The organism is Acidovorax sp. SUPP3434, assembly GCF_030159015.1.
Taxonomy (GTDB): Bacteria; Pseudomonadota; Gammaproteobacteria; order Burkholderiales; family Burkholderiaceae_C; genus Paracidovorax.
Map to the genome: position 1 here is coordinate 1 of NZ_BQXL01000029.1, position 18,476 is coordinate 18,476.

19 protein-coding genes and 2 pseudogenes are annotated in these 18,476 nt (G+C 64.9%); 12 read left to right on the top strand and 9 right to left on the bottom strand.

Annotated features, from left to right (window positions below; genetic code table 11):
- Positions 1 to 14: 14 nt before the first annotated feature.
- From AVKW3434_RS24260 to AVKW3434_RS23855, 6 genes and pseudogenes are all read left to right on the top strand, one after another.
- Positions 15 to 112: pseudogene (locus tag AVKW3434_RS24260) on the top strand (hypothetical protein); the annotation flags it as partial.
- A 24-nt stretch (positions 113 to 136) separates the two neighbouring features.
- A pseudogene (locus tag AVKW3434_RS23835) lies at positions 137 to 1,324 on the top strand (hemagglutinin repeat-containing protein); the annotation flags it as partial.
- A complete protein-coding gene (locus AVKW3434_RS23840) occupies positions 1,324 to 1,953 on the top strand; it encodes a hypothetical protein (RefSeq protein ID WP_284407818.1) in 630 nt (209 codons plus the stop codon). The pseudogene AVKW3434_RS23835 and the gene AVKW3434_RS23840, both read left to right, overlap by 1 nt.
- Positions 1,946 to 2,551, top strand: coding sequence for a hypothetical protein (locus tag AVKW3434_RS23845; protein ID WP_284407819.1), 606 nt, complete (start codon positions 1,946 to 1,948; stop codon positions 2,549 to 2,551). Before AVKW3434_RS23840 ends, AVKW3434_RS23845 begins: the two co-directional genes overlap by 8 nt.
- A 277-nt stretch (positions 2,552 to 2,828) precedes the next feature.
- Positions 2,829 to 3,083: a hypothetical protein gene (locus AVKW3434_RS23850; RefSeq protein ID WP_284407820.1), complete on the top strand. Its 255-nt coding sequence runs from the start codon at positions 2,829 to 2,831 to the stop codon at positions 3,081 to 3,083.
- A gap of 381 nt (positions 3,084 to 3,464) precedes the next feature.
- Positions 3,465 to 3,704: a hypothetical protein gene (locus tag AVKW3434_RS23855; RefSeq protein WP_284407821.1), complete on the top strand. Its 240-nt coding sequence runs from the start codon at positions 3,465 to 3,467 to the stop codon at positions 3,702 to 3,704.
- Between the two features lie 253 nt (positions 3,705 to 3,957).
- Here AVKW3434_RS23855 and AVKW3434_RS23860 read toward each other — a convergent pair whose 3' ends face one another.
- Positions 3,958 to 4,596, bottom strand: a complete 639-nt coding sequence (locus tag AVKW3434_RS23860) for an MBL fold metallo-hydrolase (protein ID WP_284407822.1) — start codon at positions 4,594 to 4,596, stop codon at positions 3,958 to 3,960.
- A 102-nt stretch (positions 4,597 to 4,698) separates the two neighbouring features.
- Entirely contained in the window at positions 4,699 to 5,514 is an 816-nt protein-coding gene (locus tag AVKW3434_RS23865; protein ID WP_272565908.1) for an exodeoxyribonuclease III, read from the bottom strand.
- Here AVKW3434_RS23865 and pyrE point away from each other — a divergent pair.
- Complete coding sequence (gene pyrE / locus AVKW3434_RS23870; protein WP_284407823.1) at positions 5,513 to 6,211, top strand: orotate phosphoribosyltransferase; 699 nt, start codon at positions 5,513 to 5,515, stop codon at positions 6,209 to 6,211. The two genes, AVKW3434_RS23865 and pyrE, sit on opposite strands and share 2 nt — an antisense overlap.
- Positions 6,212 to 6,216: 5 nt before the next feature.
- On the top strand, positions 6,217 to 6,885 hold the full coding sequence (locus tag AVKW3434_RS23875) for a DUF4124 domain-containing protein (protein ID WP_372588235.1): 669 nt from the start codon (positions 6,217 to 6,219) through the stop codon (positions 6,883 to 6,885).
- 36 nt (positions 6,886 to 6,921) lie between these two features.
- On the opposite strand, the gene gatB is transcribed toward AVKW3434_RS23875, so the two are convergent.
- The 3 genes from gatB to gatC are packed head-to-tail and all read right to left on the bottom strand — an operon-like array spanning position 6,922 to position 10,197.
- Positions 6,922 to 8,382: an Asp-tRNA(Asn)/Glu-tRNA(Gln) amidotransferase subunit GatB gene (gene gatB, locus AVKW3434_RS23880; RefSeq protein WP_284407824.1), complete on the bottom strand. Its 1,461-nt coding sequence runs from the start codon at positions 8,380 to 8,382 to the stop codon at positions 6,922 to 6,924.
- Positions 8,383 to 8,384: 2 nt separating this feature from the next.
- Positions 8,385 to 9,887 carry an Asp-tRNA(Asn)/Glu-tRNA(Gln) amidotransferase subunit GatA gene (gene gatA, locus AVKW3434_RS23885; protein ID WP_284407825.1) on the bottom strand — a complete coding sequence of 501 codons (1,503 nt, stop codon included), beginning with the start codon at positions 9,885 to 9,887 and terminating at the stop codon, positions 8,385 to 8,387.
- A gap of 10 nt (positions 9,888 to 9,897) precedes the next feature.
- Positions 9,898 to 10,197: an Asp-tRNA(Asn)/Glu-tRNA(Gln) amidotransferase subunit GatC gene (gene gatC / locus AVKW3434_RS23890; RefSeq protein ID WP_284394626.1), complete on the bottom strand. Its 300-nt coding sequence runs from the start codon at positions 10,195 to 10,197 to the stop codon at positions 9,898 to 9,900.
- A gap of 207 nt (positions 10,198 to 10,404) precedes the next feature.
- On the opposite strand from gatC, the gene AVKW3434_RS23895 reads away from it, so the two are divergent.
- From AVKW3434_RS23895 to mrdA, 4 genes are all read left to right on the top strand, one after another.
- The gene (locus AVKW3434_RS23895) at positions 10,405 to 11,448 is read left to right on the top strand and encodes a rod shape-determining protein (protein WP_092745880.1); all 1,044 of its coding nucleotides are present in this window, start codon (positions 10,405 to 10,407) and stop codon (positions 11,446 to 11,448) included.
- A gap of 181 nt (positions 11,449 to 11,629) precedes the next feature.
- Positions 11,630 to 12,547 (top strand): rod shape-determining protein MreC, encoded by a 918-nt coding sequence (gene mreC / locus AVKW3434_RS23900; RefSeq protein ID WP_272565891.1) that lies wholly within the window; start codon positions 11,630 to 11,632, stop codon positions 12,545 to 12,547.
- A 64-nt stretch (positions 12,548 to 12,611) separates the two neighbouring features.
- The gene (gene mreD, locus AVKW3434_RS23905; RefSeq protein WP_272565890.1) at positions 12,612 to 13,130 is read left to right on the top strand and encodes a rod shape-determining protein MreD; all 519 of its coding nucleotides are present in this window, start codon (positions 12,612 to 12,614) and stop codon (positions 13,128 to 13,130) included.
- 46 nt (positions 13,131 to 13,176) lie between these two features.
- Positions 13,177 to 15,117: a penicillin-binding protein 2 gene (gene mrdA / locus AVKW3434_RS23910; RefSeq protein ID WP_284407826.1), complete on the top strand. Its 1,941-nt coding sequence runs from the start codon at positions 13,177 to 13,179 to the stop codon at positions 15,115 to 15,117.
- Positions 15,118 to 15,132: 15 nt separating this feature from the next.
- On the opposite strand, the gene AVKW3434_RS23915 is transcribed toward mrdA, so the two are convergent.
- From AVKW3434_RS23915 to AVKW3434_RS23930, 4 genes are all read right to left on the bottom strand, one after another.
- Positions 15,133 to 16,047: a DMT family transporter gene (locus AVKW3434_RS23915; RefSeq protein ID WP_272565887.1), complete on the bottom strand. Its 915-nt coding sequence runs from the start codon at positions 16,045 to 16,047 to the stop codon at positions 15,133 to 15,135.
- An 87-nt stretch (positions 16,048 to 16,134) separates the two neighbouring features.
- On the bottom strand, positions 16,135 to 16,878 hold the full coding sequence (locus tag AVKW3434_RS23920; RefSeq protein WP_272565886.1) for an amino acid ABC transporter ATP-binding protein: 744 nt from the start codon (positions 16,876 to 16,878) through the stop codon (positions 16,135 to 16,137).
- Complete coding sequence (locus AVKW3434_RS23925; RefSeq protein WP_284407827.1) at positions 16,875 to 17,657, bottom strand: amino acid ABC transporter permease; 783 nt, start codon at positions 17,655 to 17,657, stop codon at positions 16,875 to 16,877. Before AVKW3434_RS23925 ends, AVKW3434_RS23920 begins: the two co-directional genes overlap by 4 nt.
- A 33-nt stretch (positions 17,658 to 17,690) precedes the next feature.
- Positions 17,691 to 18,455: an ABC transporter substrate-binding protein gene (locus AVKW3434_RS23930; RefSeq protein ID WP_272565884.1), complete on the bottom strand. Its 765-nt coding sequence runs from the start codon at positions 18,453 to 18,455 to the stop codon at positions 17,691 to 17,693.
- Positions 18,456 to 18,476: the final 21 nt, after the last annotated feature.

Here is an 18,476-nt window from a genome sequence, read left to right on the forward strand (position 1 = left end):
GCTTCAACATCAGCCTGGGCAGCAGCCAAAGCCGCAGCACCAGCGCCTACCAGGTGGACAGTGCTGCTGGCTCTGCAGTGCGTGCCGACGGCAACGTGCACATCACCGCCACCGATGGCGACCTGCGGGCGGCACGGCCAGCGTACAAAGCGCGGGCGACACCACGCTGCGCGGGGCCACCATCGTGGCCGATGCCGTGCGGGCCGACGTGGGCGGCAACCTCGCCATCGAAAGCCTTCAGGACACCAGCCGGTACAACGAGACCAGTCGCAACAGCGGCTTCGGGATCAGCGTGCCCATTGTGGGAGCGGGGCGTGTGGGCGGCAGCATTACCGTGGGCCGCACGCAGATCGACAGTGACTACCAAAGCGTGGGCGAGCAAAGCGGCATCCGTGCAGGCAACGGCGGCTTTGACGTCAACGTAAAGGGCAACACCGACTTGAAGGGCGGGGCCATCACGAGGACGCAGGCGGCCATCGATGGCGGCAAGAACAGCTTCCAGACCGGCGGCACGCTGACCATGAGCGACCTGGACAACCGGGCCAGCTACAACGCCAGCGGGTTCGAGGTCACGGTGGGCGTGGGCAGCCAGCTGGGCAGCAGCGGAGCGGGCGTGGGCAGCGACAAGGGCAATGCGCAAAGCACGAGCCGCGCGGGCATCTCTGGCGTTGCGGGCAACGCGCAGGCCCGCACGGGGGATGCGGAGACCGGCATCAAACCCATCTTCGACAAGAACCGGGTGAGTGATGAGGTGAATGCGCAGATCACCATCACGCGCGAGTTCGGCAAGCAAGGTAGCACGGCCTGGGGCAACTACTCGACCCAGCAATACGCGAAAGCGCTGCAAAACGGCGATGAGGAAGGCGCGGAATGCTGGGGCCCGTCGGGTACCTGCCGTGCGGTGGGCCATGCGCTGATTGGAGGCGCCGCAGGTGGCGTGGGCGGCGCGGTGGGCGCCGGAGTCACTTCCATGACCGCACCCCAGGCACAGGCGTTACTGCGTGGTTCGGGACTTCCCGAGCCGATGGTGCAAGCCCTGGTGCAGGGCTATGGCTTGGGCGTGGGTGGGGCTGTGGGTGGAAGCTCGGGCGCGACTGCAGGGGGCAATGAAACTGCGCACAACACGTCTGCCTTCGCGATGCGGCTCATCCAGATCGGCGGAGGGGCCGTGTTGGCCACCTGCTTTGCGTTAAGTGCGCTCAAAACGTTGCCCCTCAACTTATCACTGCCGTGCAAGATTTGCATCGGTTGGGTGAGAGGGTCGATGAGACCGTACTGCGTGGTTGCCGTATTACTCCGACGTGCATGGCCGCTGCAAGCCTGATGGGCGTGGACGTCTTTGGTGGGACGCCGGGCAAGCCTGGGACGCCGGTGCAAGGGCCCAACAACACGGGCGGGGATCAGACGGAGAATCCGACGCCGGGTGGGAATTCAACGACCAAAGCGAATGAAGGGCCGCGTGGAGGGAATAACATTGGAGGGAATCAGATCGTTGATCCGAAACCGGGTAGTAACAATACTGTTACTCCAATTTCGGAGTCTCCTAGATCCAATATTGTGTTCAATGCCCCAGGACATCCACCAAGAGATTTGGAGAAAGATCCCTTTATTGGAGGAGCGCAAGGGGTTGATGATCGTAATATTGGCAGAATAAATGATGTTTTGGCCGGTGGCACTGACATTTCTATACCCGGGCGAGGAGCATCTGGAACAAGAAATATCGTATCTTCTCCTGGGTCATCTATGGAGAGTGATTTTGATTATCTACCTATTGATGGAGATGCTAAAAGAATTAATGCTAGATACGGCCCGGGCAAGATGGCTCTTCTGCCCGATGGAACAAGAATTGTTTATAGGCCTGGAAGTCTCTCTACCGGAGATAGAACTATTGAAGTTCAAAGGCCAGACGGTAAGACTTTTGTCGAAATAAGGTATCCAAATAACCATGAATGAAAATTCTTATCCTTGGATAGATGAAGTTGATCGTGAAATTTTTGGGTGTAATACGTCTGATGAAAATTTATCGTTAATACGATATAGAAACATGTTAGACACTCACTTCGGCTCAATGATTTCGCCTGAAATGGTGTGGTCTAAAGATTGGGGCGTAGGTGTCATTTCGTGTGGTGATTCTGAGTTTGAGGACGAGTTGTTAGAGCAGTTGTTTGGTAAAGTATTTAGAGGTATTGGGGACGCAATGCCAATTAGAAATTTTACAAAAAACGGCTTTCAGAAAAATTCTGAGCTGGAAGAATTCTCTCCTCCACTAATAGGAACTATTGAGTTCAGTTATGAGAATTTTTTGCGTATTAGGCGCGGAATGATTCCACTCTACAGTCAAAACTATTTCCTAATTTCCAAGGACAGAAGTTTATGTTATCTAGGTGTTTCAAATGGGTATCATCTTTTCGCGGGTGAGCGAGATGTTGTAGAAAACGCGTTGGAAATAGGCGTGCGGGAGATGTGGAAAAATGCCCTTTCTGATCATTTTCCACATGATTACATGCGGGTTGATCTACTTCGTGCAGCCAGGATGTACGGATATGTATAGCGGAGGCTAGGGCGCGGCTGCAGGGAGTCAATACTATGACTTCCTTGAAACCAATGCCAGAAACGAAGCTGGGGAAACCATAATGATGCGTCTAGAAACAGTAGCCCCAGACTTTTCTGAAAGACTTCGGAAAGCCACTCCCAAACAACAGCATGCTGCAAGCATTGCCGCATGCCAATTCGCTTTGCAAGCAGCCGCGGTAGAGGAGCCTATTGCATTGGAATCCCTTGAGTAGTTGCGGCAGACAGGCGCATTGTCGATTAAACGAGTAATCGATTTGAATAACTTGTCGGGCCAGTTGGATCGTACGTATTTCGAATTGCAAGAACAGGCTGAAATCAATCCAGATTTTCAGGCAGACGCTCTTCGTTTATTTGGGCAGGCACGTGCGATTGCCGCCATAGCTTTTGCTGGTGAGAAGGATTTTCTTGTAGCTGCTATGGAGGCTATTTATGAGGCATCCGCGACGGTTGACGATGCCGGCAGAGTCTTCAATGCTGCGTTGGTAGCCTTGTCGGCGAGTCAAAAGTAGGTTTTCTCTAATTGCAAGAAGAAGTTCAAATGATGAATCAAATTAAATGATTTTGTATATTAAGGTGCCTGAAGCGCCCAAGGATGTACCCGTTCAAAGTTTTAGCTGCCCTCGGCCGCCAGGGCTGTAGGCACAACTCTGCGTCTCTGAACAGTGGCCAATCGTGCCTCTGCAATGAATGGCCTTCGGTGCGCTTGGGCGGCGGTGCTGCTGGCAGGCGCGCTGCCGCTTGCCCAGGGGTATGAGCCAGAAAGCCCTCCAGCGCAATTGAATCTAGTGCATATCTCTAAGGAGGTGGTGTCGATTACAGGAGGCCAAATGGGCAAGGATTTGCCTTTGAATCGAGTGGCCGCTTTAACTTTCTAGACAAAGGTGGAAATAATGAAAAAAACCGCTTTTGAAATTCTTGTTCGAGATCGAGACGGATTTGAAAAACTTTTAGTTCAAGTTCGCTGGGGTAATATTGTTCTGTGCGAACTCAATAAAGAGCGAGGTGAGGATCAGGCGGAAATGAAGCTGTATTGCAATGACGTGCTTTACAACGATCAAGAAATCAAGTTTCCCTTCGCCGATTTCTTGGAGGCGATGAAAGTGGCTCAGAAAGAGTTGAAGCGCTTGTAGTCAAAGGTGGGGCCATCACCAGCACGCAAGCGGCCATCGACGGGGAGCAAGAACACCTTCCGCTTCGGTGCGATCACCACCATCCTGGGCGGCGTGAGCCTGATCGCCTGCCGGGTGTGAACGTGCAGAACCAGCGGGCCGCGCACAGGCCGCTTCGAGGCAGTTCTATGGCAAGGAGCGGTTGCCTGAGCAAACAGCTCGCTAACAGGCGCAGCTGTGCGCCCGCCACGGGCCAGGTCACACGTTGGACCAATCAGGTTCCACCGACGTACGGATTGCTCTGTCGCTCCCGCCCAAAGCTGCTCTCCGGCCCGTGTCCTGGAATGAAGATGGTTTCGTCACCCATGGGCCACAGGCGCTGGACGATGCTGTCGATGAGGTGCTGGTGGTTGCCCTGCGGAAAGTCCGTGCGGCCGATACTGCCCGCAAACAGAACATCCCCGACGAAAGCGCGCTGGATCTGGGGCGCATGGAACACCACATGGCCCGGCGTGTGCCCGGGGCAGTGCCGAACGGTCAGCGTTTCCTGTCCGATCTGCACGGTGTCTCCGTCGTGCAGCCACCGCGTGGGGGTGAACGGCTCGGCGGGCGGGAATCCGAACATCGCGCTTTGCTGCGGCAAGCCGTCGATCCAGAACTGATCGCCTGGGTGCGGTCCGATGATGGGCAGATTCAAAGTCCGGGACAGTTCTCCGGCACCGCCTGCGTGGTCGATGTGCGCGTGGGTCAGCCAGATCTGCCCGAGTTTCAGGCCACGCTGTTCGACATCCGCCAAAAGCTTGTCCAGATCACCGCCGGGATCGACCAGTGCGGCTTGATTGGTGGCATCGCACCACACGATGGAGCAGTTCTGCTGAAATGCGGTGACCGGACGCGTGTGGTATTGGAGCATGGTGAAAGCCGGAAAAGAGAAAAAGAGGGATGTTGCCCCACATGGATGACGGATAGCCGTTGCGTGGATGGGGCCGTGCCCCATGGCGGCCCAGCCATCGCCCTACAACACCATGTCGTACCCGATCGTGATCGGCGCATGGTCCGAAAACTTCTCGGTCTTGTAGATGTGCTCGGTGCGCGCCAAGGCGGCGATGGCCGGCGTGGCCAGGTGGTAGTCCAGCCGCCATCCGACGTTGTTCGCATAGGCCTGCCCCCGGTTGCTCCACCACGTGTAGGCGGTGTCCGTAGCGTCTGGTTGTAACTGACGGTAAACGTCTATCAGACCGCCGCCTTCATCAGTTATGTGCAACAACTTTGTCATCCACTCGCGCTCCTGCGGAAGGAAGCCGCTGTTCTTCTGGTTGCTGCGCCAGTTCTTGAGGTCGATGGCCTGATGGGCGATGTTGATGTCGCCGCAGAGGATGAACTCGCGCTCGCCCTTGGTGCGCATGAGGTGGGGATGGAACTCGTCCAGGAAGCGGAACTTGGCCAGTTGGCGCTCTTCGCCCGAGGAGCCGCTCGGAAAGTACGCGCTGATGATCGACAGCTTGCGCGCGGGCGTGTCGAAGCGGGCTTCCACGTAGCGGCCCTCGGCATCGAACTCCTGCGAGCCGTAGCCGATGCGCACGTCGCTCGGCTCATGGCGCGAGTAGATGCCCACGCCCGAGTAGCCTTTCTTGGCCGCGAAGTGAAAGTGCCCTTTCAGGCCCGCCAGGTGCTCGAAGCGGCCCAGCATGTCGGCCGATTGCGCCTTGATCTCCTGCACGCAAATACAATCCGGCCGCGTTGCGGCGATCCATGCCTCCACCCCCTTGGATGCGGCGGAGCGGATGCCGTTGAGGTTGAGGCTCGTTAATTTGAAAAGGGGTGAATCCATGGTGACAGACAAGGCGCAATCGGTGGAACAGGACCGCCTGGCGCAGGACTTCGTGCAATTCGCCGTGGAAGCGGGGGTGCTGCGCTTCGGCGAATTCAAGACCAAGGCAGGCCGCTTGAGCCCGTATTTCTTCAACGCCGGTCTGTTCGACGACGGCGCCAAGATGGGCAGGCTGGCCGAATTCTATGCAAAAGCCCTGCTGGCGAGCGGCATCGAGTTCGACATGGTGTTCGGTCCCGCGTACAAAGGCATTCCGCTGGCGGCCACGGTGGCCGTCGAACTGGCACGGCACGGACGCAACGTGCCCTTTGCCTACAACCGCAAGGAAGCCAAGGACCACGGCGAAGGCGGCACGCTGGTGGGAGCCCCGCTGCGCGGCCGCGTGCTGATCGTGGACGACGTGATGTCCGCCGGCACGGCGGCGCGCGAGTCGATCGCGCTGATCCGCGCTGCGGGCGCCCAGCCCCATGCCATGGCCATCGCCCTCGACCGGCAGGAGAAAGCGACCGAGAACGGCCAGGACGTGGAGCACAGCGCCGTGCAGTACGTGCGCGACCATCTGGGCATGCAGGTATGCACCATCGCCAAGCTGGCAGATTTATTGCAGTATTTGGCCCAGAGTGGGGAGCCGGGTGTGCACACCCACCATGAACACGTGCTGGCATACCGCCAGCGCTACGGCGTGCAAGGGGGGTAGTTCGTTTGAGCAAGACGGCCTGGAGATTCGGCTGGTGGGTGATCGCCCTCTCGGGCCTGGCGGGCACGCCGGCCGGGGCGCAGCCGAGCGGCTCTCCGACCGCCGGCATCTACACCTGCGTGAATGCGCAGGGCCGTCGCCTCACGGCGGACCGGCCCATCGCCGAGTGCGTGGACCGGGAGCAGCGGGTGCTGGGCCCATCGGGCACCGAACGCCAGCGCCTGGGCCCCACCCTCACCGACCAGGAGCGCGCCGCCCTGGAGGCCCAGCGCCGCAAGGAGGCCGAGGAGCGCGCCCGCATCGCCGACGAGCGCCGCCGCGAGCGCGTGCTGGTGGCCCGCTACCCCGACCAGGCCTCGCACGATGCCGAGCGCGCCGCGGCTATCCAGCAGGTCAACGAGGTCACGGCCGTCGCCGAAAAGCGCGTGGCCGACCTGCAGCGCCAGCGCAAGGCGCTCGATGCCGAAATGGAGTTCTACCGCCGCGATCCCAGCAAGGCGCCCATGCTCCTGCGCCGCCAGATCGCCGAGCAGGAAGACGCGCTGGCCGAGCAGCAGCGGTTCATCGCCGGGCAGGAGCAGGAAAAGCGCCGCGTGCACCAGCGGTTCGACGCCGAACTGGTGCAGCTCAAGAGCCTTTGGGCGGGGCAGCGCCCCGCCATGCCTTCACAGTAAAGGCACCCTTCCCCGGTGGCCGGGGCAGGGTAGGCGTCAGGAAGACGCCGCCGCGAGCCGGGCGCGCAGCAGATCGTTCACCTGCTGCGGATTGGCCTTGCCCTTGCTGGCCTTCATGGCTTGGCCCACGAGCGCGTTGAAGGCCTTGTCCTTGCCCGCGCGGAACTGGGCCACGTTGTCGGGGTTGGCGGCGATCACGTCGTCGATGATCTTTTCCAGCGCGCCAGAGTCGTTCATCTGCTTGAGGCCCTTGGCCTCGATGATCGCGTCCACGTCGCCCGCAGCCGCATCGCTCCACAGCGCATCGAACACTTGCCGGGCGGCGTTGTTGGAGATCGTGCCATCGGCGATGCGGGTGACCAGTTGCGCCAGTTGGGCGGCGCCCACGGGGGCCGAGGCGATGTCGCTCTCGCCGGCATTCACCCGCCGCGACACCTCGCCCATGATCCAGTTGCTGACCAGCTTGGGTTGCTGGCTGGCCTGCGCCGCCGCTTCGAAATACGAAGCCATCGCCTTCGACTGGGTCAGCGTGGTCGCGTCGTACTCCGGCAGGCCGTAGTCGGCCACGAAGCGCGCGGCCATGCTGCGGGGCAGCTCGGGCATCAGCGCGCGCTGCTCGTCCACCCATTGCTGCGAAATCTGCAGCGGCGGTAGGTCCGGATCGGGGAAGTAGCGGTAGTCGGCCGCGTCTTCCTTGGTGCGCATGGCGCGGGTCTCGCCCGTGCCGGGGTCGAACAGCACCGTGGCCTGCTGGATCGCGTGGCCGTCCTCGATCTGCTCGATCTGCCAGCGGATCTCGTAGTCGATCGCCTGCTGCATGAACTTGAAGCTGTTCAGGTTCTTGATCTCGCGGCGCGTGCCCAGCGGGGCTCCGGGCTTGCGCACCGAGACATTGGCGTCGCAGCGGAACGAGCCCTCCTGCATGTTGCCGTCGCAGATGCCGATCCACGTCACGATCTTGTGCAGTTCCTTGGCGTAAGCCACGGCCTCTTCGGACGAGCGCATGTCGGGTTCGGTCACGATCTCCAGCAGCGGCGTGCCGGCGCGGTTCAGGTCGATGCCGCTCTGGCCGATGAAGTCTTCGTGCAGCGACTTGCCCGCGTCTTCTTCCAGGTGGGCGCGCACGAGCTTCACGGTCTTCTTCTCGTCGCCCAGGAAGAACGACACCTCGCCACCCTGCACCACCGGGATCTCGAACTGGCTGATCTGGTAGCCCTTGGGCAGATCCGGATAGAAGTAGTTCTTGCGGGCGAAAACGCTTTCCGGCGCAATGGTGGAGCCCAGGGCCAGTCCTAATTTGATGGCGCAGGCCACGGCCTCGCGGTTCATCACGGGCAGGGTGCCCGGCAGGGCCAGGTCCACCGCGCAGGCCTGCGTGTTGGGCGCGGCGCCGAAGGCGGTGGGGGCGCGGCTGAAGATCTTGGATTTCGTCGCAAGCTGGGTGTGGGTTTCGAAGCCGATGACGACTTCGTAGCCGTGGATCAATGGGGCGGTCATGTTCAGAGGCCTCCCGGCGTGCGGAGGTGGAAATCGGTGGCTTGCTGCAGGCGGTGGGCGGCGTTGAGCAGCCGGGCTTCCTGGAAGTAGTTGCCGATCAGCTGCAGGCCCACGGGCATGCCGTCCTCGCCGAAGCCGGCGGGCACGCTCATGCCGGGCAGGCCGGCGAGCGAGGCGGGCAGCGTGAAGATGTCGGCCAGGTAGTCGGCCAGCGGGTCGTTGCCGTGCTCGCCGAGCTTCCACGCCACCGTGGGCGCCACCGGGCCGGCGATGAGGTCGCACGACTGGAAGGCATTCTGGAAGTCGTCGGCGATCATGCGGCGGATCTTCTGTGCCTGCAGGTAGTAGGCGTCGTAGTAGCCGTGCGACAGCACGTAGGTGCCGATCATGATGCGGCGCTTGACCTCGTCGCCGAAGCCCTCGGCGCGCGTCTTCTTGTACATGTCCACCAGATCGGTGTAGTCGCTGGCGCGATGGCCGAACTTCACGCCGTCGAACCGCGAGAGGTTCGACGAGGCCTCGGCCGGCGCGATCACGTAGTACACGGGAATGGACAGCTCGGTGCGCGGCAGGCTGATGGGCACCAGTTTTGCGCCGAGCTTCTCGTATTCCTGGAGCGCGGCGTCCACCGCGGCGCGCACGCCGGGCGCGAGGCCCTCGCCGAAGAACTCGGCCGGGATGCCGATGCGCAGCCCGTCGATGCCGTCGTTCAGCTGGCGGGTGAAGTCCTGCGCCGGCAGGTCGAGCGAGGTGGAGTCGCGGTCGAGGTCCGGGCCGCAGATGGCCGACAGCAGCAAGGCGCAGTCCTCGGCCGAGCGGGCCATGGGGCCGGCCTGGTCCAGGCTGGAGGCGAAGGCGATCATCCCGTAGCGCGAGGCGCGGCCATAGGTCGGCTTGATGCCCGTGATGCCGCAGAACGAGGCGGGCTGGCGGATCGAGCCGCCCGTGTCGGTGCCGGTGGCGGCAGGCGCCAGGCGCGCGGCGACCGCCACGGCGCTGCCGCCCGACGAGCCGCCCGGCACGCGGGTGGCGTCCCAGGGGTTGCGCACCGGCGCGGGCGCATCGAAGCCCACCGGGGCCACGGCGGAGTTCTCGTTGGCCGAGCCCATGGCGAACTCGTCGCAGTTGAGCTTGCCCAGCGTGACGGCACCGGCATTGGCCAGTTGGCCGACCACGGTGGCGTCGAAGGGCGACTGGTAGCCGGCCAGCATCTTCGAGCCGGCCGTGCTGGGGAAGTCGCGCGTGACGAAGATGTCCTTGTGGGCGATGGGCACGCCGGCCAGCGGGCCCGCCGTGCCGGCCGCGATGGCCGCGTCCTGCGCGCGGGCCTGCGCCAGGGTGGCTTCTTCGTTCACGGCGACGTAGGCGCCCAGGTTCTGGTGGGCGGCGGCCCGCGCCAGGAAGTGCTGAGCGGCTTCGACGGCGGAGACGCGGCGCTCGCGCAGTTCGGTGGCCAGGGCGGCCACGCCCAGGTCGTGCAATGCGGCGGTGGAGTGGATGGTCATCGGGGCGCCCTCATTCGATCACCTTGGGCACCAGGAACAGGCCGTTCTCCACGGCCGGCGCGCTGCGCTGGTTGGCTTCGCGCTGATCGGGTTCGCTGGCGATGTCCTCGCGCAGGCGTAGGGCCACGGCCTGGACGGCGGCGACCGGGTGCGCGAGGGGGGCGATGCCGGTAGTATCCACAGCCCGCATCTTCTCGACGATGCCGAAGAAACCGTTGATCTGCGTGAGCATGCGCTCACTGTCGTCCGAACTCAATTCGAGCCGCGCCAGATTGGCGATGCGGCCGATGTCCTGGGGTGTCAGTGCCATAGGGGAAGGGGGGTGGGAAACCGGATGTAAAGCTGAAATCCGGGCCATGCCGGAGGGAGTTATTCACAGGGGATGCGGTATTATCCCGGCTTTGCCGCAATACCCTCCCAACTGCCGGTCATTGTGCGAAAAAATCCAATAAACACCCCCTAATATCACCCGGCGATGGCAGGCCGACGTGCATGCCGTGCCTGAGAGGATTTTTGAATGTTCGGAGCTTTCCGTCGGTACTTCTCCACCGACCTTGCGATTGACCTTGGCACCGCCAACACCCTGATTTTTGCCCGCGACAAGGGCATCGTGCTCGATGAACCCTCGGTCGTCGCCATCCGCCACGAAGGCGGCCCCCACGGAAAGAAAGTCATCCAGGCCGTCGGCCGCGAAGCCAAGGCCATGCTGGGCAAGGTGCCCGGCAACATCGAAGCCATCCGTCCGATGAAGGACGGGGTGATCGCGGATTTCGTGATCACCGAGCAGATGATCAAGCAGTTCATCAAGATGGTGCACCCCCGCACCCTGCTCACCCCCAGCCCCCGCATCATCATCTGCGTGCCCTGCGGCTCCACCCAGGTGGAGCGCCGCGCCATCAAGGACGCGGCCGAGGCCGCCGGCGCTACGGCCGTATACCTGATCGAAGAGCCCATGGCCGCCGGCATCGGCGCCGGCCTGCCGGTCTCCGAAGCCTCCGGCTCCATGGTGGTCGACATCGGCGGCGGCACCACCGAGGTGGGCGTGATCTCGCTGGGCGGCATGGTCTACAAGGGCAGCGTCCGCGTGGGCGGCGACAAGTTCGACGAGGCCATCATCAGCTACATCCGCCGCAACTACGGCATGCTGATCGGCGAGCCCACGGCGGAAGCCATCAAGAAGAACATCGGTTCGGCCTTTCCCGGCTCCGAAGTGCGCGAGATGGAAGTCAAGGGCCGCAACCTCAGCGAAGGCGTGCCGCGCAGCTTCACCATCTCCAGCAACGAGGTGCTGGAGGCGCTCACCGACCCCCTCAACCAGATCGTCTCTGCCGTCAAGAACGCGCTGGAGCAAACGCCCCCCGAACTGGGTGCCGACATCGCTGAGCGCGGCATGATGCTCACCGGCGGCGGCGCCCTGCTGCGCGACCTGGACCGCCTGCTGGCCGAGGAAACCGGCCTGCCGGTGCTGGTCGCCGAAGACCCCCTGACCTGCGTGGTGCGCGGGTGCGGCATTGCGCTGGAGCGCATGGACCGCCAGGGCAGCATCTTCACGAGCGAGTGACACGCCCGGCCCTGGCGCGAAGCCGGGGCCCTGGAAAAAGACATGGATCAACCGCTGGCCGTCCTCCTTCCGCCCCTGCCGGGCGTGCAGGGCTGCGGGCGGGCCACCGCTGCCGCGCTCCTGGCGCGGCTCTCGGCCGCTGTCTGGCCGGTTGCCGCCTGATCCCACGGCCTGCCTGCCCATGCCCCTCGGTACGCTCGAACGGTCCGCGCCGCCCTTCTTCAAGCAAGGGCCCTCGCCGCGCTCCCGACTTGCCCTCTACAGCGCCCTGGCGCTGTTTTTGATGGTGGCGGATGCCCGGTTCCAGGTGACCGATCCGCTGCGCAAGGCCGTGGCCGTGGCGCTCTACCCGCTGCAGTGGACCATGCTGCAGCCGGTGGAGTTCGCCGCCAAGGGGGCGGGCTATTTCCAGTCGCTGCAGGTGGCCCAGGCCGATGCCGACACGGCCCGCCGCAACATGGCGCAGATGTCCGAGCGCGCCAACCAGGCCGAGCAGCTCTTGCAGGAGAACGCACGGCTGCGCAAGCTGCTGGAGTTGCGCGAGCGCCTGACGACGCCGTCGCAGGCCGCGCAGGTGATCTACGACGCCGCCGATCCCTACACCCGCCGCGTGATGATCGACCAGGGCCAGGTGGCCGGCGTCGAACTCGGCTCGCCGGTGATGGACGAGTCCGGCATGCTTGGCCAGGTCACCCGCGTGCACCCGTTCCTGAGCGAGGTGACCCTGCTCATCGACCGCGACCAGGCCATTCCCGTGATGAACCTGCGCACCGGCGCGCGCAGCGTGGCCTATGGCGATCCGGTCATCGCCCACGGCGGCGGGATGGAGCTGCGCTTCATGCCCGGCAATGCCGACGTGCAGGAAAACGACCTGCTCACCACCAGCGGGGTGGACGGCCTGTACCCGCCGGGGTTGCCCGTGGCGCGCGTGGTGCGCGTGGAGCGGCGCGCCGACTCGGCGTTCGCCCGCATCTACTGCGCGCCGCTGGCGCAGGTGAACGGCGCGCGTCACGTGCTGGTGCTCAAGCCGCTGACGGCCGACCTGCCGCAGCGCCCCGCGCCTGCGCCCGCCGCGCCGGTGCGCAAGGGGCGCCGATGATCCGCGCTGCCCTGCGCCCCCGCGGGCCTGCCGTGGCCGCCGCATCCCGTCCCGGGAGGTCCGCATGATCATGCCCCGCGGGCAGCAACTGCTGCTGCCGGTCCGCCCCCTGTTCATCGTCGGCAGCCTGCTGGTGGCGCTGGCGTTCAACATGCTGCCGCTCGGGCGCGTGGTGTGGACGCCCGACCTCGTGATGGTGCTGCTCGTGTTCTGGGGCGTGCACCAGCCCCAGCGCGTGGGCATGGGCGTGGCCTTTGCCATGGGGCTGTGCATGGACGTGTACCAGACCGCGCTGCTCGGCCAGCATGCCCTGGCCTATTGCGCCCTGATGTACGGCGCCCTGTACATGCACCGCCGCCTGCTGTGGTTCAGCGTGCCGTCGCAGGCGCTGCAGGTGTTTCCGCTGTTCATCGCGGCCCATGCGATCGAGTTGCTGATCCGCATCGTGTCGGGCGGCATCCTGCCCGGCTTCGAAGGCCTGGTGGCGCCGTGCCTGGAGGCCTTGCTGTGGCCGCTCGCCAGTTGGATACTGCTGGCGCCGCAGCGCCGTCCGCCCGACCGCGACGAGAACCGCCCGCTGTGAGCGCTAATCGCCGCCAGCCCCCTGATCTGACCGTTTCTTTGCCGACATGACCGAACTGCGCAACACCGAAGCCGATGCGTCGCGTTTCCGCACCCGCGTGTTCGTGGTGGCGCTGGTCGTGTTGATGGCGCTGTGCCTGGTGGTGGCGCGGCTGGTGTACCTGCAGGTGGTGCGCCACGACGACCTCGCCGAGCAGGCCGAGAGCAACCGCACGGCCGTGGTGCCCATCGTGCCCAACCGCGGCCTCATCCTGGACCGCAACGGCGTGGTGCTGGCCACCAACTATTCGGCCTACACGCTGGAGATCACGCCCTCCAAGGTCGAGTCGCTGGACGACACCATCGATGCCCTGTCCAAGGTGCTGGACATCCACCCGCGCGACCGGCGCCGGTTCAAGCGGCTCATGGACGAGTCGCGCAACTTCGAATCGCTGCCCATCCGCACGCGCCTGTCCGATGAGGAAGTGGCGCGCTTCACCGCGCAGCGCTACCGCTTTCCCGGCGTGGACATCAAGGCCCGGCTGTTTCGCAACTACCCCATGGGCGAGGTGGCGAGCCACGCGATCGGCTACATCGGCCGCATCAACCAGCGCGAGAAGGAGCGCATCGACGACTCCGAAGACGCGGCCAACTACCGCGGCACCGACCACATCGGCAAGCTGGGCGTGGAGCAGGGCTTCGAGAGCACCCTGCACGGCCAGACCGGCGTGGAGCGCATGGAGACCTCCGCCGGCGGTCACGCCGTGCGCCGGCTGGCCAGCCACCCGGCCACGCCCGGCAACACGGTGATGCTGTCCATCGACATCAAGCTGCAGAAGATGATCGAGGACATGTTCGGCGAGCGGCGCGGCGCGCTGGTGGCCATCGACCCGCGCAACGGCGAGGTCGTGGCGCTGGTGAGCAAGCCCACGTTCGATCCGAATCTGTTCGTGGAGGGCATCGACAGCGAGAACTGGCAGGCACTCAACGAGTCGATCGACAAGCCGCTGCTCAATCGCGCGCTGCGCGGCACCTACCCGCCGGGCTCGACCTACAAGCCCTTCATGGCGCTGGGGGCGCTGCAGCTGAACAAGCGCTCGCCCTCGCAGGTGTACAACGACCCGGGCTTCTACACCTACGGCGGCCACACCTTCCGCAGCCACGAGGGCGGGCTGGGCGGCGTGGACATGCACCGCGCCATCCAGTTCTCCAGCAACACGTATTTCTATTCGCTGGCCGTGGACATGGGCGTGGACACCATCCACGACTTCATGAAGCCGCTCGGCTTCGGGCAGGCCACGGGCATCGACATCAACGGCGAGGTGCGCGGCGTGCTGCCCAGCACCGAGTGGAAGCGCAACACCTACCGGCGCCCCGAGATGCGCCGCTGGTACTCGGGCGAGACGGTGTCGCTGGGCATCGGGCAGGGGTACAACAACTTCACCATGCTGCAGCTGGCGCTGGCGGAGGCCACGCTGGCCAACGGCGGCACGCGCTATCGGCCCCACCTCATCAAGGCCATCAAGGACACGGTGACGGGCCAGATCACCGAGGTGCAGCAGCCCCCGGGGCAGGACCTGGGCTTTTCACCCAAGAACGTGGAGATCGTGCGCAATGCGCTCGTCGCCGTGAACAAGGGCGGCACCGGCACGCGCGTGTTCGCGGGCGCGCCCTACACCTCGGCCGGCAAGACCGGCACGGCGCAGGCGGTGAGCCTGGGGCAGAACGTCAAGTACAACGCCAAGGCGCTGGAGGACCATCAGCGAGACCACTCGCTGTTCGCGGCCTTCGCTCCGGCCGAAAACCCGCGCCTGGCGCTGGCCGTGATCGTGGAGAACGCCGGCTTCGGCGCCGCGCATGCCGCGCCCATCGCGCGGCGCGTGTTCGACTACTGGCTGCAGGGCGACTACCCCAACGAGCAGGACATGGCTGCGGTGCGCAAGGGCCAGGCGGCAGCCCCCATCGGCACGCCGCTGCGCGCGGCCGACGTGCCGCTCATCGAGCCCTGACGCCGCCCGGCGGGGTCAGTTCCCGGGCTGCGCGCCGCCGGCACCCGCGGTGCGCCGCGGTGCGGGTTGCCACTGGCTGAAGATCAGCGCTGCCACGATCAGCGCCGCACCGGCCACCCCGGCGATGCCCAGGCGCTCGTCGATCAGCACCCAGGCGGTGAGCGCGGCGAACACCGGCTCCAGCCCGAACACGATGGCGCTGCGCATCGCATCCACGCGCTGCTGGCCCCAGGCCTGCAGCGTCACCACCACCACACTGGCCAGCAGGCCGAGGTACACCAGGGCGATCCACGACGGCACCGAGAGCGTGGCGAGCGATGCCCACGTGCTGCCCAGCCCCCCGTGGCGCACTGCGATCAGCACGCTGGAGGCCGCCAGCATCATGGTGGCTTGCGCCGCGGCCATGCGCGTGGCGCGCACGGGTTCGGCAGCCGTGCGGCGCGCGCACTCTTCCAGCGCCAGGATGTACAGGGCATAGAACAGCGTGCTGGCGAAGGTCAGCGTATCGCCCAGGTTCCAGGGGTCGTTCTCATGGAACATCAGCGCCATGCCAGCCAGGGCCATCACGCAGGCGGCCCACAGGCGCCAGCCGTAGCGCCGCCCCAGCACGGCCATGGCCAGCAGCGGCACCACGAGCACGTTCAGCCCCGTCACGAAGGCGTTGCGGTTGCTGGTGGTGCGCGCCAGCCCTTCGATCTGCAGCCAGAACGCCAGGAACAGCAGCAGGCCGAGCGCGAGGCCCCAGCGCGCCTCGGCGCGGCGCATGCCGCGCCACAGCGGGCCGAGCACCAGCAGCGCGATGGCAAAGCGCAGCCAGATGAGTTGCAGCGCATCGAGGTGCGCCGACAACAGCTTCATCGCGGGGAAGGTCGTGCCCCACACCAGGGTCACGGCCAGCAGGGCCAGCAGGCCCAGGCGTTCAGGTTTCATGGAGGCAGGGCGCCCGCGCACCCGAAAGCGCGCGGACGGGAAAAAGCCAGAGGACCGGCGGGAAGGGGAGGCGTGCACCTCCCTGGTTCAGGCACCCATGCGGCCGATGAAGGCGCGGATGCGGTCGCTGGCGGGGTTGCCGAAGAACTCGGCCGGCGGCGCATCGTGCGCGATTCGGCCCTGGTCGAAGAACATCACGCGGTCGGCCACCTCGCGCGCAAAGCCCATCTCGTGCGTGACCACGATCATGGTCATGCCGCCACGGGCCAGCTCGCGCATGACGTCCAGCACCTCCTGCACCATCTCGGGGTCGAGGGCGGAGGTGGGTTCGTCGAACAGCATCACCTTGGGCGCCATCGCCAGCGCGCGGGCGATCGCCACGCGCTGCTGCTGCCCGCCCGACAGCTGCCACGGGTACTTGTGCGCATGGTCCTGCATGCCCACGCGCTTGAGCAGCGCCATGGCCTGTTCGTTGGCCTTGGCGCGCGGGGTGCGGTGGATGCGGCGGGGCGCCAGCGTCACGTTGTCCAGCACGCTCATGTGGCCGAACAGGTTGAACTGCTGGAACACCATGCCGACCTCGCTGCGCTGCTTTTGCAGCGTGCGCTGGTCGTCCGTCACCTCGGTGCCGCCGATGGTGATGCGGCCGCTGTCGTGGGGCTCCAGCCGGTTGATGGCCCGCAGCAGCGTGCTCTTGCCCGAGCCCGAGGCGCCGATGATGACCGTCACCTCGCCGGTGTTGAAGGTGGTGGACACCTCCTTGAGCACCTGGTGCGCGCCGAACGACTTGCACACGCAGTCGGCGACGATGTAGGGCGTGGCCTGGCTCATTGCGCCCGTCCTTCCACGTCGAAGCGGTACTCGACGGCGTTGGAGATCTGCGTGACCAGCGTGGTCAGCAGCAGGTAGGTGACGGCCACGGTGGAGAGCGTCGCGATGGGCTGGAAGGTCGCCGACTGGATGCGGTTGCCCACGTTGGTCAGCTCCACCACGCCGATGGCGTAGGCCAGGGACGAGTCCTTGAGCAGCGCCACGAAGTTGCTCACCAGCGGGGGCAGCGAGATCTTGAAGGCCTGCGGAAACACCACGTCGAAGAACACGTGCAGGCGCGACAGGCCCAGGGCCCGCGCCGCCTCGGTCTGCCCGCGCGGCACGGCCAGCAGTCCGGCGCGCACCGCCTCGGCGTTGTAGGCACCCACGTTCAGGCCCAGGGCCACCACGGCGGCGGCGAAGTCGGGCAGGTTCAGCCCCGGCACCAGCACCGGCAGCGCGAAGTACACGAAGAGGATCTGCACCAGCAGCGGCGTGCCGCGGATGACCCAGATGTAGAACCCGGCGACCCAGCGCAGCGCGATCCAGCGCGAGGTGCGGGCCAGTGCGGCGCTGGTGCCCAGCACCAGGCCCACGCTGCCGCTCACCAGGGTGAGCCACAGCGTGGTGCGCGCGCCGTCGGAGAACGCCTGGGCGTTCGGTCCGATCGGGTCAGGCAGGAAGGAAAGAAGCTGGCCCAGCAGGGCCAGCGCCAACACCATCAGCAGCAGGGCGGAGACCAGCGTCGCATTGCTGCGGTGCTGGCGCGTCCAGTGCTGTGGCCACAGAGCATTGAGCATGGAAGGAAGGCGGTCCGAAGCCGGCGCCGCGGCTTATGGCGCGCAGCGGACGTCTTCGTTGAAGTACTTCTGGGACACGGCGGCGTAGCTGCCATCGGCCAGCACTTCGGCAAAGGCCTTGTTCCATGCGTCGGCCAGGCCGGTGTTGCCCTTGGAGACGGCGGGTGCGATCTTCTCGATGAAGAGCATGTCGCCCAGCTTCAGGCCCGCCTTGGGGTTCTTGGCGACCACTTCCTTGGCCACGAACTTGTCGGTCACCCAGGCATCGACGCGCTTGGAGGTGAGCGCGCTGCGGGCGTCCACGTCGGTGGGGAAGTTCTTCATTTCCTTGATGCCGGCGACCTTCTGCACGTTCTCCAGGTAGCTGGTGCCGGTCTGCACGGCGACGATCTTGCCGGTGAGGTCCTTGGCGGTGCGGATCTTGGGGTCGGTGGCGATGATCATGCCGCCCGAGCAGTAGTGGGGCGTGGCGAAGGTGACGGCCTTGGCGCGCTCTTCGGTCACGCCGTGCGAGGCGATGACGGCATCCCAACGATCCTGCGCCAGGCCGGTCAGCAGGGCATCGAAGCCCAGCGTCTTCCATTCGACCTTCAGGCCCATCTTCTTGGCGACCAGGTTGGCCACTTCGATCTCGAAGCCCGTGAGCTGGGTGCCCTGGAAATAGTTGAAGGGCGCGAACTGGCCTTCGGTGGCGATGATGATCTTGCCGTCCTTCTTGACGGCCTCCAGCGTGCGGGCCTGCACGGAAAAAGCGGCACACATTGCCACTACGGTGGCGATCGTCTTGAACATCTTCATCTCTGTTGTTCCTGCGCAGGG